Below are 13,762 nucleotides of genomic sequence, written 5' to 3' on the forward strand. Positions count from 1 at the left end.
TTTTTAGTGTTCAGTAGTATTGATTAAGGTAGAGTATTCCGTTTTTTAAAATGTAGCATATGAGATTCCAAGATTTATTGGCCTATAAAAAATCGTTTGCATTAGCAATGAAGGTTTTTGAAATAACAAAATCATTTCCAAAGGAAGAAACCTATTCATTGACAGATCAAATTCGGCGCTCTTCAAGGAGTGTTCCTGCAACTATTGCTGAAGCATATAGAAAGAGGATTTATCCAAAACATTTTTATAGTAAGTTGACCGATTCTGATGGAGAAAATTCAGAAACTCAAGTTTGGTTAGAGTTTGCCTTGTCCTGTAAATATATTTCTGAAGCTATTTATCAGGAATTTATTTCTGAAAGTTTAGAAATTGGAAAACTTGTTAATTATATGATTTTGAATCCTGAAAAATTTGGAGTTAAAAAGGAGTAATTAATAGTACTAGTTTTTAGTGCATATCTGATTACTAAACAACTGCCTACCGAGTACTTTCTCAAGACTGAACACTAAAAAAACTGAACACTGAACACTAAACTAATGAGCGGAATCTACATTCATATCCCTTTTTGCAAGCAGGCATGTCATTACTGTGATTTTCATTTTTCGACTTCGATGAAGATGAAAGAGGAGATGGTCATGGCTATTGCCAAAGAATTTCAAATGCGTAAAAGCGAATTTGAAAAGGAACAAGTTGAGACCATTTATTTTGGTGGTGGAACGCCAAGTGTTTTAACATCTGATGAAATTAATTTTTTGGTTGAGTCAGTTTATAGTCATTATTCAGTAATTGAAAACCCCGAAATCACGCTCGAAGCCAATCCGGATGATTTGTCTAGCGAGCGAATAATTGAATTGTCTAAAAGTAAAATAAATCGTTTAAGCATAGGGATTCAGTCGTTTTTTGAAGACGATTTGCAACTGATGAACCGCGCTCATAATTCGGTGGAAGCCAAAAAATGTTTAGAAGAAGCGACCCAGTATTTTAATAACATTTCACTGGATTTAATTTATGGAATTCCTGGCATGAGCAATGAGAAATGGAAACAAAATATAGAAACTGCACTGTCTTTTGGAATACCGCACATTTCAAGTTATGCTTTGACAGTAGAGCCTAAAACGGCGTTGAATAAACTGATACAAACAGGAAAAATTGCTGCTCCTAAAGATGAAGTAGCACAAGAGCATTTTGCTGTTTTAGTCGAAACGCTCGAAGCCAATGACTTTATACACTATGAATTGTCAAATTTTGGCAAAGCCAATTATTTTTCAAAGAATAATTCGGCGTATTGGTTGGGAAAAAAATACCTTGGAATTGGTCCTTCGGCCCACAGTTATGATGGTGTTTCAAGAAGTTGGAATGTTTCGAATAATGCACTTTATTTAAAATCGATTCAAGAGAATAAATTGCCAAATGAAATAGAAATTCTTTCGATTACAGATCGGTATAATGAATATATTATGACTGGTTTGCGGACTATTTGGGGCGTTTCTTTGGATAGAATTGAAACCGAATATGGAATGGAATATTTAAACTATTTGAACAAACAAGTTCGTAAGTTCTTGGAGGATGACTTGGTGTTTATCGAAAACAATATCTTAAAACCTACCGCAAAAGGAAAGTTTTTGACCGATGGAATTGCATCAGACTTATTTTATTTAAATTTGGAATAGAAATTAACCACAAAGAAACAAAGATGGCACAAAGTTCACTAAGCTTTTGTGTGCCTTGTGACTTCTTTGTGAACTTAGTGTTTAAAGAAATATGATAGCAAGCATCAACAACGAATTTAAAATCGACTTGTCAAAACCCATTGATATTTCGATTCCGTTAACGAATACCGATGAAAATCCTATTGCTTGGTATATCGAGAAGCCAGTCATTGAACCTGTAGTTTTTGGGGATTGGATAGGCAAAGTTTCGGAAGGAAAATCGTCAACCAATTTCAACAATATTTTCTTCAATCCGCACGGACACGGAACGCATACGGAATGTCTAGGTCATATTACACGGGAATTTTACAGCATCAATCAATGTTTGAAACAATTTTTCTTTATGGCTGAATTAATTTCGGTTCAACCAGAATTACAAGAGGAAGATTTGGTGGTTACTAGAAGCCAAATTGAAAAGGCTCTGAATGGTAAAACTCCTGATGCAATTGTTATTAGAACATTTCCCAATTTAGAAGGGAAAAAGCATTTGAAATATTCGAATACCAATCCGCCTTATCTGGAGGAAGATGCTGCGCGTTTCATTCGCGAAAGCGGAATAAAACATCTACTGATTGATTTGCCAAGTGTTGATAAAGAAAAAGACGATGGAAAATTAGTGGCGCACAAAGCTTTTTGGAACGTTACTGATGTTAATGATCTGAATGCTGATGCTAGATTGGACTGTACGATTACGGAGATGATTTTTGTTTCAAATGAAGTGAAAGATGGTACTTATTTACTCAATTTACAAATTGCCTCTTTTGAGAATGATGCGAGTCCGAGTAAGCCGGTTTTGTTTGCTATTTTGAAAGATGAATTATAAATTTTGAATGAAAATAATTTCAAAAAATGAACTTAGAAACCTACTACGAATATTGCTTGTCTAAAATAGGAGTGACGGAACATTTTCCTTTTGACGAAGATACTTTAGTTTTTAAAGTGGGCGGAAAAATGTTTGCATTGTCCTCTTTAAGTCAATGGGAAAAAGGACAACCATCTGTTAATTTGAAATGTGATCCAGAGCGCGCTGAGGAATTACGCGCCGAATACGATGATATTCAGCCTGGTTTCCATATGAGTAAAACCCATTGGAACACCATTGCTCTAAATGAATCAGTTTCGGATGCGATTGTTAAAAATTTAATAGATCATTCCTATGAATTAATTTGTAATAGTTTGCCTAAAAAAATTCGACTTGAACTAAAATTGCTATAACCAGTTATCGATACTTAATGTATTTTGGTCTATATCAAATATGGTATTATCGATAGCTCCGTATTGCTAGGTATAACTTTATTACATTTAGTTTTTTAAAATAACACCCAAATACCATGAAGAAGGCACTAAATATTTTGCTAATAGAAGACGATGAAATTGAAGTAATGAAATTCAATAGGGTTTTGAGTAACATAAAAACAGCTCATAAAATTGTTGAGGCAAATAATGGTGAGGAAGCCATTGCAATATTAAAGGAAAAAGAAATCATTCCTGATATTATTGTTTTAGATTTGAACATGCCTAAAATAAATGGAATTGAGTTCCTAGGAATATTAAAATCGGATGATTATTTGAAATACATTCCTGCAATTGTATTGACAACATCTAACAACAGGTCAGATTTGTTAGAGTGCTATAGAATAGGGATTGCGGGTTATTTGCTAAAACCCTTAAAATATGATGAGTATGTAGATAGGGTTACAAAACTGGTTGAATATTGGAGTACAAATGAGTTAATCACAAATTAGGATTATGTACGGAATTGTAAATAAATCAATAGAAGACTTAGTAGTTGCTAATTTTGGTAGAGAAAAATGGGAAGTTGTACATGAAAAAAGCGGCATTGATGTTGATTTTTTTCTAAGTAATGAAGTGTATGATGATGCTATTACCTATCAAATTGCTACCACACTTTCAGAAGAAATGAACATGACTTTGAGTCAGGTATTAATTGCTTTTGGAGAATGGTGGGTTGTGCATACTACATCTGAAAAATATCCGGGCTTAATGGAGTCTGGAGGAAAAAGTCTGAGTGATTTTTTAATCAATTTACCTAATTTTCACAATAGGGTTATGCTGGTATATCCTAAACTTACTCCTCCAGAGTTTAAAGTAAGCGATGTAAGTACATCTGGACTTCATTTGCATTATCACTCTAAAAGAGTCGGACTACAAGATTTTGTTAGAGGAATCATTCAAGGACTAGGTATTGTTTACAAAACACCAGTAACAATAACTTTACTACAATCAAGAAACGAGGGGGACACTCACGAAATATTCAAAATTAATTGGTAATTCCATGAAGGATCTAGCACTTTGTTTTGATGCAAACAGTTTGAATAGATTGTTCCCATTTTACATTTTTGTGACTCCAGATTTTGAAATCATAAATTTTGGTTCAAGCCTAGGCAAAGTATGTCAAGACTTAAGTAATAATGCATTGTTTACAAATGTATTTAAAATTACAAGACCACAACTAGATTTAATTTCCTTTCAGGAAATTGTTGCACATTGCAATAAGCATATTGTTATTCAACACAATATATCAGGTATTACACTTCGAGGGCAGTTTGAGCTAGTGGGTGAGAATATTTTGTTTGTGGGTTCGCCGTGGTTTACGTCAATGGTAGAACTTATGAACAAAGGCTTAACGTTTGAAGATTTTGCACCAAATGATCCTTCAATTGATTTGTTGCATGTTCTTAACAATGCTGATAATACCTCTAAGGAATTAAAAGAATTGTTGATAACCATCAATGATCAAAAAAATAAGTTGAAACTGGCCAATAAAGAAATCCAAGATATTGCACTCTTCCCTACTCTAAATCCAGATCCTTTAATACGAATTGATATGAAAGGAAATCTGCTTAATCGAAATCCAACGGCGGAGCAATTAACAACATTTGTTCATAACGGATTTGAATATAGCACAGAGCATTTCTTTAAGTACATCGTTACACAAATTGATTTTGACAAAGAGCGCTGGATTTTTGAAACCCAAACCAATGGTAAAGAATATTCCTTTGTATGTAAAACTATTAAAGATCTAGGATGTATAAATATTTATGGACGCGACGTAACAGAACAGAAAAAAAGCCAAGCAGAGTTAAATAGATTGTCTCTTGTAGCCAGTACCAATGTTAATGCGGTAATTTTTACAGCACTTGATGGCACTATCAACTGGGCCAATGAAGGTTTTGTGAAACTTACTGGATACTCCTTGCAAGAGGCAATAGGGCGTACCACGCAGGATTTATTTTACGGAGACTTAGTGGATCAAGTTGCATTTGATGCTATTAAAAAAGCAAAAGATGCAGGAGAACATTTTAGCCAAGAGTTAATTCATTATAAAAAAGATAGTACATGGTTTTGGGCAAAGGCTGAGGGGCAACCTTTATTTGACGATAAAGGAAATGTAAAAGAATATTTTGCATTAATTGAGGATATATCATCTAAAAAGCGAGACGAAGAAGAGCTTAAAAGGTTGTCACTTGTAGCAAGTTTAAACAATAACGGTATTTTGTTTACTAAGCCTAATGGTAAAATATTTTGGTGTAATAATGCTTATACTACCTATACAGGCTATAGCAAAGAAGAAATTATAGGAAAAACACCAGTACAAATAGGTAGGACTTTGGATATTGACGATGAGCAGTTGGATATTATGGTAAGTTCTTTTTATAATGGATTTCCTTTTGATGTTGAATTGAAACATGGAAGGAAAGACGGTAGTTCTTTTTGGGCAAAGGTCAAAGGGCAACCCATACTTGATGAAAACGGCGAGGTCACCCAATTTTTTGCCATGGTTGAGGATATTTCTCTCAAGAAAAGGTACGATGAAAGTTTACAAATTGAAAAAGAAAAGTATAGAGGAATCATTGCAAATATGAATCTTGGATTGTTAGAAGTTGATCTTGACAATAATATTACCATGGCCAATCACAGTTTTACAACTATGAGTGGCTATACACAGCATGAGCTTTTGGGGAATAATGCTATAGAAATCTTTGTCAATGAAAGTGGTAAGGATGTATTGAAGACCAAAGATAAATTAAGAGCTGATGGCTTAACAGATTCCTATGAGTTGCGCGTATTTGATAAAAACGGTCAAGAGAAAATATGGCTTATTAGCGGCGCTCCAAATTATGATGTACACGGTAATTTAATAGGTTCAATAAGGATTCACCTTGACATTACAAATCAAAAAAATCAAGAGCAGCAACTGTATTTATTGTCATTGATTGCAGAGAAAAATTTAAATTCGGTTATTATTGCAGATAAAAAAGGCAGAATAGAATGGGCCAATACAAGTTTCTTAAGGATGTCAGGATATTCCAAAGAAGAAATTATAGGGCGGGCACCTGGTGAATTGTTACAAGGGCCAGAATCGAATCCTGAAGTAATTCTATATCTAAGAAATCAAATTAAAAAAGGCCTCCCTTTTAATTGCGAGATCATTAATTATTCAAAAAATAAAGAGAAATACTGGGTGCGTATTCAAGGACAGGCTTTATATGACAAAGTAGGAAAAATAATCAAATATTTTGCTATCGAGGAGGATGTCACTCCTCAAAAGGAGCTAGAGTCACAAAAGGAGAATTTGATTTCGGATTTAGCAAAAACTAATAAAGAACTTGAAGATTATGCCCAAATTGTATCCCACGATTTAAAATCACCTTTACGTAGTATCAATTCTTTGATTAGCTGGATTAAAGAAGAAAATGCTGGTAACTTTGATGCACCAACTCAAAAATATTTTTCATTAATTGAGCACAAAGTTGAAAAAATGGATCATCTTATTGAGGGTATTTTAACGTATTCTAAAATTGATAAAGAGACATCAAAATTAGAAATTATAGATACTCATGAAATTGTACAAAGTATTATAGACATTATTCATCTTCCAGATCATATTACTGTTTCCATTATAAGTTCATTGCCTAGAATTAAAGCAGATAAATTTAGAATACAGCAGTTGTTTCAAAATTTGATTGGTAACGCAGTAAATTATATTGATAAAGAACAAGGTTTAGTTGAGGTAGCTGCAACTCAAGATGGCGACACATATGTTTTTTCTATAAAAGACAATGGGGTAGGAATGCCAAAAGAAATTCATTCAAAAATATTTGAAACTTTTAAGTCTTTTACAACAAGCAAACACTCAACAGGTTTAGGCTTATCAATTGTAAAAAAAATTATAACTTTCTATAACGGCGAAATTTGGTTAGAGAGTCAAGAGGGTATAGGGACTACATTTTTTGTAAAATTAAAAAAAGAATTATGAAAATCATTCAAGCAAGCAAATTAGCCCGAGGCGGTTGGAGGTATGTACAAGAAAAATCACAATTGCTAAACCCACTTGTTCTGATTTTTGGGAATCGTTTTTTATTAGAAAATAGTGAAGTTTTGCAGGATATACGTAATGAGTTTCCGTATGAGCATCTTGTTTTTGGTTCTACTTCAGGTGAAATTTCGGGTTCAAGTGTAAACGATGATTCTCTTTCTGTGATTGCCATAGAGTTTGAAAAATCTAGTTTTGTTGTAAAGCGAGAAAATATTTTAAACCATAATAAAGATGCTAAAAAGCTTGGTGAGTATTTGTATGCGGAAATGCCAAAAGAAAATCTTAAACATTTATTTGTACTCTCAGAGGGGAGTTTTGTAAACGGAAGTTCCTTGATTTCTGGCCTTGAGACCAATATGGATTCAGGTTTATCCATTACAGGTGGGATGTGTGGTGATGATGCACGTTTTGAAAAAACACTTGCCTCGTACATGGAAGATCCAAAAGAAGGCGAAGTGGTTCTTATTGGGTTTTATGGCTCAACATTAGAAGTTTCGTATGCCAGTTACGGCGGATGGATTCCCTTTGGCCCGGAGCGTGTCATCACTAAGGCAGAGGCGAATATTTTGTATGAGATTGATGGTCAACCGGCGTTAGACCTATATAAAAAATATTTAGGCGATAAATCTAGTGAACTGCCGCAAGCTTCTTTACTGTATCCGCTGAATGTAACACCACATGGTAAGAAAGAACCAGTAGTTCGTACTATTTTAAATATTGATAATGATACTCAGTCTATGATTCTTGCTGGTGATGCTCCTGTAAATTCAAGAGTTCAACTCATGATGGCAAGTGTTGATGGGATTGCACAAGGTGCTAATACTGCCGCAAAATACGGTATGAAAAATAGAACGACCGCACCTGAATTAGCGCTATTGGTAAGCTGTATCGGTAGGAAATTAGTAATGAGTCAGCGTGTTGAAGAAGAAATCGAGCACGTTAGAGAGGTTATTGGTCTACAAGTCCCTATTGCAGGATTTTATTCATACGGAGAAATGGCCCCTTTTAATGGGGAGACTGCCTGTGAATTGCACAATCAAACGATGACACTAACCTTAATTAGCGAATAATGCATTCATTATTGAAAAGACAAATAGATAAAAAACTTACCGGAGGTCTTAATGACTTGGATATTTTTTTGGATGTAGTTAATGAATCGTACCAAAATTATGAGAGCCAAATAGAGATGCTACAACGCGCTATGAAAATTAGCTCTGACGAATTGTTTGAGGCCAATAAAAAATTGAGAGATGAAGCTGAAAGTTTAAAAGAATTGAATAAAAATTTACAATCTATTCTTGATTCTATGAGTCTGGGTCAAGGATTTGTGACTACTAATGAAATTTTTGATTCCTCTGAATATATCAAACAACAATCTATAGAAATAGTAAAAATCAATAACCAAAGAGAAGAATTGTTGTTTAATCTTGAAAAACAAAACACCGCGTTAAATGAATACGCGCACATGGTTTCACATGATTTAAAAGCACCTTTGCGTAGCATTGACACTTTGATTAACTGGTTCATTCAAGATAATGAGTCTTTAATGAATGAGGCCAATTTAAAATCTTTGAACAAAATTTTGTTAAATGTAGAGAAAATGGATTCGTTAATTGCAGGGATATTAAACTATTCCTCTATTGAAAATCACACGCACGAAGAACGAGTTATTGATGTGAATCTTGTAGTGCAAGATTTTTTAAAAACTATTGAAGTTCCAGATAATGCGAATATTAACATAACTAATAAACTTCCTGTTTTAAGGGGAAATGATTTTAGATTGAAGCAACTTTTTCAAAACTTAATTCAAAATGCGCTTAAATACAATGATAAAGAACACATTATAATTGAGATCTCAAGTACCGAAAAGGAGCAAGAATATTTATTTCAAATAAAAGATAATGGAATGGGTATTCCTCAAGCATACCAGTACAAAATATTTGATATTTTTTCTAAATTACAAAATGACGATAACTCCTCAGGAATAGGACTTTCTATCGTAAAAAGAATAATTGAGTTTTATAAAGGAAGGATTTGGCTTGAAAGCCAAGAAAAAGTGGGAACTACTTTTTTCTTCACAATACCAAAGGATCATGGAACAGCCTAACCTAAACTATATCGATGAATTGTCAGGAGATAATCTTGAATTCAAAACTAAATTAATTGGGATTCTTAAAAAAGAACTTCCAAAGGAAATAATAGGCTACTCTGGAGAAATGGAAAACACTAATTTTTTAGATGCCGCTCAATCTGTTCATAAACTAAAACATAAGATTTCTATACTAGGTTTAGAAAAAAGTTATTATATTGCTGAGGAATACGAAAGCGATTTAAAAAATAACTCGACAAACTTGGCTGTAGATTTTGAAAATATTTTAAAAGTCATGCAGGAGTTTGTAAATCGTTTGTAACACCTCTTACTGTATGAATTGCATTATTATTGATGATGAAGAGATGGCTCGAGCGATTATCACTCAGATGGTTGATATATGTTCAGAACTTAAACTTGTTCAAGAATTTCCTAATGCCATTCAGGCAATAAAATTTTTAAATCATACTGAGGTTGATTTAATTTTTTTAGATATCCATATGCCTGATTTTACAGGATTTGACTTTATTCAAAGTTTAAAAAATCCACCCAAAGTAATTTTAGTCACTTCAGATAAAAATTTTGCTATCGAAGCTTTTGAATACGAGTGTGTAATAGATTATTTGGTAAAACCTATCACTATAGATCGTTTCCAAAAAGCAATTCAAAAAGCAAACTTATACAAAATAGCCCCCAAGACATTGGAAGTAAAACCAAATGCGGAAGACAATGCAAATGAATTTTATGTTAATATCGACCGAAGATTGATAAAAATTGAAATGGCATCTGTAAATATTGTTGAAGCTAAGGGGGATTATATCCATATAAAAACGGAGAGCAAAAATTATGTGGTTCATTCTACCCTAAAGAAAATAGAAGATAAATTACCTAAAGATTTATTTTTAAAAGTGCATCGCTCTTTTATTATCAACACTAAAAAAATTATTGACATTGAAGACAATAGTGTCTTGATTGCCAAAGATGTAATTCCAGTAAGCCGCGCCAATAGACCGGAGTTAATGAAAAGACTAAATCTTTTATAAGCTATTCGTCCCTACCAAATTGTATTTCAACTATAGTAAGTCTTGACTAATCTAAGGTTTTATTTTCTATTTAATTGGTTAGTTATCTTTGATTAGTAATTTCAAAACTACGATTATGAAAAAGAAATACTTTTCAGTTAATTTACTTTTTTTAGTGCTATTCTTTCAATTAGGATTTTCACAAAGTACAACTACAGTAGGGAACGCTTCAGGTAGCTGGGTGACACTTATGAAGGGTGATAAGTTTGATCCAAACGACGATCAGCAGTCAGTAGCCGATACTGATTTCGTAGGTAATGCCACTTATGCTATGGTTGAAACTCAAAAAATGAGCATCAACTTTACTGACGGATTGACTGATGATGTTTACTTTTTTAGAGTTAGAATGGGACAAAGTAATCCTTCAACTTCCTTTTACTTAGGTATCGATGTTTCAGGTGATTTGATCGCAGATCTTTTTATTGAAGCAAATATGAAAAGTCAAACACCTTATGTGTCTTTTCACAAAAGAGATTATGCAAAAACGGGTCTTTCTCCTTCACAAACTTCTTGGTTAAACGGAACTAAAAATAATGAATACTTCTTGGAGACTCGTAATGCCAACATATCGACTTACAGTGCAGGAACAGATATCGACGGAGGAAACAGTGGTACGGATACCTGGATAGAATTTGGGTTTACAGAAGAAAGTTTAAAGGCATATATTTTAAGTAATTTCGGGCTTACAATTACAGGAAATTCTGCAATTGCCTTGTATGGTTTTACCTCAACAAGTCAAACTTCTAACGGTGATGTAGCAGGAGTAGATGATAAACTGCCTGGGGTATTAGATAAAAGCTGGGAAGAATTAGGAGTTATTGTTAATGGAACTTTAGATAACATTGCATCAGGAGAAATTTTAAAACCAACAGTAAATTTACAAACAACCACAGATACTACTCCTGTTATTTCGGGTACTTGGGGAGGAGAAATGCTAGGCGATGATACTTTAACAGTAACTATAAATGGGATTACTTATTCCCAAGAAATTTATATCAATAATACAAATTGGAGTGTTACAGTTTTATATCCCGAAATGTTATCTGGAACCTATGAAGTAGTAGCCAAAACTACCAGAGCCTCCAATAATATAACTAGTACTGATTTAACAACTAACGAATTAATCATAACAAGTACAACAGTATTAACAACCGTAACATCTGCAAATGACGGAGGGTTGGAAAGTAATGGAGATCTAGCCACTCTTATTGCCAAAAGAAATTTTAACAGAACTAAAACAAATAGTTATGCCAATAAAAAAGCAGCGCAAAAAAAGTTTATTTCATCTTCTTTTTTGCTTAAAGCAACTAGTTCAAGTACTAACTTTTCTGATATAATTCCTAGTACAGGAATGCTAGGTACTGAAACTACTTATGTTTCCAGTCCGATAGATTTAATTGGAATCACAAATGCACAAGAAGTCTACTCTGTGGATTATTATCAAGGAGACAAGCGGGTGGGGGCAGTTTTGGCTACTGTTACTAAGGGGGCTGTTTACAGTCATTCTAAAGCGATTTGTGATCGTTTGAATAACTCTTCGCTTGAGAACATAGTAACGATCAATTTGAACGGCTACGAAATCATTTTGGTCGAAATAAAAAGAGCTAATGGATTGACCGAGTATGCTGTGAATTTCTCTGTACAGCAGTTAATCAATGCAAACATGCTCCATAGCTATTGGAATATAGAACAATATCCTGCAGGGGATTATCTAAATTTTCAGGTTTGGGGATCTTCAACAGCTCAGGTTTGTCATATTGCAAAAGGAATTATTTCTAATATTCAACAACAAAAAATCTTATCTACCGAAGTTGTTGCTAATAGAATTCCGAGCGTATTTGTGAAAAATGGTTTCTATAAAAACGGAAAATTAAATTTGGCGATAATTAATAAATCAAGAGCATTTAATTTATCATTTGAAGGAAATAAAAAAATAACGGAGTTAGCCTCTCCAGAATTAGTTTCTCTGAATTTAAGTTTGTCTGGAGCTTATCAACAAAATGTAGTTTTGGATTTAGGCGGAATGTTTGATATAGGACTTTCAATTATTGGCGATAAGTCAAAACAATTGGATGGGTTGTATTTAGCAGATGGTCCTTGGGGCCTAGATTATTCTAAAACAGAAACAACCATTTCTTCATTTATGATAGATAACATTCCAAATACTAGCATTACAAACGGTCAATATGCGATTGAAAGAAATGCCACAGTTAGTGGTACTGTTTACGGGACGATGAATTTATTTAGAAATATTCTTCCGGGAGAGTTAGCATTTGATGCAGGGGGTTACTCAACTATAAGTTTTGCAATACAAAATTCATTGCCCGTTGAGGCAGTTCTGGTAACAGATAGCACAACAGACTGGAATGACAGATTACGTTTTCAACTTCCAGCAAATGCAACGACAGCTGATATTAATTTGCTTTTTGACCAGTTTACTAATCCAAAAGGACAGAAATACAACAAGGAAAAAATTAAAGGAATTGTTTTCTCTGTTCAAGGAAATTATAATGCTTTTCAAACATTTGAAATTAAGGTTTCCCAATTAGTTTTTAAAAATGCAGGTTCTTTAAGTACGGCTGATTTTGCAAATAGATTGACAAAAAATCTGTATAATTATCCTAATCCATGCCAATTTTCGACTACGCTTGTTTTGCCTAAAATAACCGAAAGTGCTACCGTGGAAGTGTTAGATATCTCTGGAAAATTTTTGTTTGCAAAACAATATAAAACCATACCTTCAAATAATGAAGTAAAAATACCATTAGATAATTTAAGCAAAGGGACTTATTTGTTTAATGTTACAACAAAAGAAAATGAAAAATTACAAACCAAATTTATCATAGAATAGTAAAATAAATAGTGTTTAAAAGACTGCCAACCACGGGCAGTTTTTTTTATTGTGAATTTTACGTTTTGCTTTGGGTCTTATAATTGTTGATTTATTTGTAGCTTAAGTATTATAATTTATAAAATATAATGTATTTAGTCGATTTTTTATACATTTTAAGCGATAATTTTATAGCTTTGATCTGAAAGCAAAATTATAATAAATGAAAGTAAAACTACACCATACACAACCATTTCTAGAAACAAATAATTTTGAAGATCGTACTGGATATTATTTGATTTCTTTAAAATGGACATTGATAAATGAAGAATACATTACTTTTGTTCGCAAAGAAGCTTGTGCTTATTGTTATAATTTAGATTGGGCTGGACCTATAAGTAAATCTGATGCAACAAAAAAAATGCTAAATGATAAAATAGTAATTATTCCTCAATCAAGAATAAGGCCTTTTGTCATTAAGGTAATTATAGATAAAATTGAATGTTTTGTATTGCCTAATACCGAAGAGGTTAGGAAAATAGTTGGTTTTGAAGATACTAATTTACAACTTGTAGTTTAAGCTAGTTTTTAAACCAGAAGAATTTTAAATAACAGTGTTCGTACTATTGTTTTCTGCTTTACTAGCTATAAGAATGTTGTCTTGTCCTGAATAACCGATACAGATTATTAGATAAAAATATTTAATTAAAC

At 33.0% G+C, this 13,762-nt stretch carries 13 protein-coding genes; all 13 read left to right on the forward strand.

Annotation, left to right across the window (positions count from 1 at the left end):
• Window positions 1-59: 59 nt before the first annotated feature.
• On the forward strand, window positions 60-431 hold the full coding sequence (locus AC061C_RS14085; protein WP_309760610.1) for a four helix bundle protein: 372 nt from the start codon (window positions 60-62) through the stop codon (window positions 429-431).
• Between the two features lie 105 nt (window positions 432-536).
• Complete coding sequence (hemW, locus tag AC061C_RS14090) at window positions 537-1,670, forward strand: radical SAM family heme chaperone HemW (protein ID WP_478291696.1); 1,134 nt, start codon at window positions 537-539, stop codon at window positions 1,668-1,670.
• Window positions 1,671-1,761: 91 nt separating this feature from the next.
• Window positions 1,762-2,532 (forward strand): cyclase family protein, encoded by a 771-nt coding sequence (locus AC061C_RS14095; RefSeq protein WP_478291697.1) that lies wholly within the window; start codon window positions 1,762-1,764, stop codon window positions 2,530-2,532.
• Window positions 2,533-2,558: 26 nt separating this feature from the next.
• A complete protein-coding gene (locus tag AC061C_RS14100; protein WP_478291698.1) occupies window positions 2,559-2,924 on the forward strand; it encodes an MmcQ/YjbR family DNA-binding protein in 366 nt (121 codons plus the stop codon).
• A 116-nt stretch (window positions 2,925-3,040) separates the two neighbouring features.
• The gene (locus AC061C_RS14105; protein WP_478291699.1) at window positions 3,041-3,454 is read left to right on the forward strand and encodes a response regulator; all 414 of its coding nucleotides are present in this window, start codon (window positions 3,041-3,043) and stop codon (window positions 3,452-3,454) included.
• A 4-nt stretch (window positions 3,455-3,458) separates the two neighbouring features.
• Window positions 3,459-4,001, forward strand: a complete 543-nt coding sequence (locus AC061C_RS14110) for a heme NO-binding domain-containing protein (RefSeq protein ID WP_478291700.1) — start codon at window positions 3,459-3,461, stop codon at window positions 3,999-4,001.
• A 4-nt stretch (window positions 4,002-4,005) separates the two neighbouring features.
• Window positions 4,006-6,990 (forward strand): PAS domain S-box protein, encoded by a 2,985-nt coding sequence (locus AC061C_RS14115; RefSeq protein WP_478291701.1) that lies wholly within the window; start codon window positions 4,006-4,008, stop codon window positions 6,988-6,990.
• Complete coding sequence (locus tag AC061C_RS14120) at window positions 6,987-8,120, forward strand: FIST signal transduction protein (protein WP_478291702.1); 1,134 nt, start codon at window positions 6,987-6,989, stop codon at window positions 8,118-8,120. The genes AC061C_RS14115 and AC061C_RS14120 overlap by 4 nt, the downstream gene beginning before the upstream one ends.
• Window positions 8,120-9,157 carry a sensor histidine kinase gene (locus tag AC061C_RS14125; protein WP_478291703.1) on the forward strand — a complete coding sequence of 346 codons (1,038 nt, stop codon included), beginning with the start codon at window positions 8,120-8,122 and terminating at the stop codon, window positions 9,155-9,157. Before AC061C_RS14120 ends, AC061C_RS14125 begins: the two co-directional genes overlap by 1 nt.
• The gene (locus tag AC061C_RS14130) at window positions 9,144-9,461 is read left to right on the forward strand and encodes an Hpt domain-containing protein (RefSeq protein WP_478291704.1); all 318 of its coding nucleotides are present in this window, start codon (window positions 9,144-9,146) and stop codon (window positions 9,459-9,461) included. Before AC061C_RS14125 ends, AC061C_RS14130 begins: the two co-directional genes overlap by 14 nt.
• A gap of 13 nt (window positions 9,462-9,474) precedes the next feature.
• Window positions 9,475-10,182: a LytR/AlgR family response regulator transcription factor gene (locus tag AC061C_RS14135; protein WP_478291705.1), complete on the forward strand. Its 708-nt coding sequence runs from the start codon at window positions 9,475-9,477 to the stop codon at window positions 10,180-10,182.
• Window positions 10,183-10,297: 115 nt separating this feature from the next.
• Window positions 10,298-13,072: a T9SS type A sorting domain-containing protein gene (locus AC061C_RS14140; RefSeq protein ID WP_478291706.1), complete on the forward strand. Its 2,775-nt coding sequence runs from the start codon at window positions 10,298-10,300 to the stop codon at window positions 13,070-13,072.
• Window positions 13,073-13,274: 202 nt separating this feature from the next.
• Window positions 13,275-13,631, forward strand: a complete 357-nt coding sequence (locus tag AC061C_RS14145; RefSeq protein ID WP_478291707.1) for a hypothetical protein — start codon at window positions 13,275-13,277, stop codon at window positions 13,629-13,631.
• The last annotated feature ends 131 nt before the right edge of the window (window positions 13,632-13,762 follow it).

The organism is Flavobacterium sp. GNP010 (assembly GCF_056428945.1).

Bases quoted from the DNA above. Each gene is read 5' to 3' on its own strand.
- AC061C_RS14135 (WP_478291705.1), top strand. From the start codon at position 9,475: ATGAATTGCATTATTATTGATGATGAAGAGATGGCTCGAGCGATTATC.
- AC061C_RS14115 (WP_478291701.1), top strand. From the start codon at position 4,006: ATGAAGGATCTAGCACTTTGTTTTGATGCAAACAGTTTGAATAGATTG.
- AC061C_RS14125 (WP_478291703.1), top strand. From the start codon at position 8,120: ATGCATTCATTATTGAAAAGACAAATAGATAAAAAACTTACCGGAGGT.
- AC061C_RS14095 (WP_478291697.1), top strand. From the start codon at position 1,762: ATGATAGCAAGCATCAACAACGAATTTAAAATCGACTTGTCAAAACCC.
- AC061C_RS14085 (WP_309760610.1), top strand. From the start codon at position 60: ATGAGATTCCAAGATTTATTGGCCTATAAAAAATCGTTTGCATTAGCA.
- AC061C_RS14120 (WP_478291702.1), top strand. From the start codon at position 6,987: ATGAAAATCATTCAAGCAAGCAAATTAGCCCGAGGCGGTTGGAGGTAT.
- AC061C_RS14100 (WP_478291698.1), top strand. From the start codon at position 2,559: ATGAACTTAGAAACCTACTACGAATATTGCTTGTCTAAAATAGGAGTG.
- AC061C_RS14145 (WP_478291707.1), top strand. From the start codon at position 13,275: ATGAAAGTAAAACTACACCATACACAACCATTTCTAGAAACAAATAAT.
- AC061C_RS14105 (WP_478291699.1), top strand. From the start codon at position 3,041: ATGAAGAAGGCACTAAATATTTTGCTAATAGAAGACGATGAAATTGAA.
- AC061C_RS14110 (WP_478291700.1), top strand. From the start codon at position 3,459: ATGTACGGAATTGTAAATAAATCAATAGAAGACTTAGTAGTTGCTAAT.
- AC061C_RS14130 (WP_478291704.1), top strand. From the start codon at position 9,144: ATGGAACAGCCTAACCTAAACTATATCGATGAATTGTCAGGAGATAAT.
- hemW (WP_478291696.1), top strand. From the start codon at position 537: ATGAGCGGAATCTACATTCATATCCCTTTTTGCAAGCAGGCATGTCAT.
- AC061C_RS14140 (WP_478291706.1), top strand. From the start codon at position 10,298: ATGAAAAAGAAATACTTTTCAGTTAATTTACTTTTTTTAGTGCTATTC.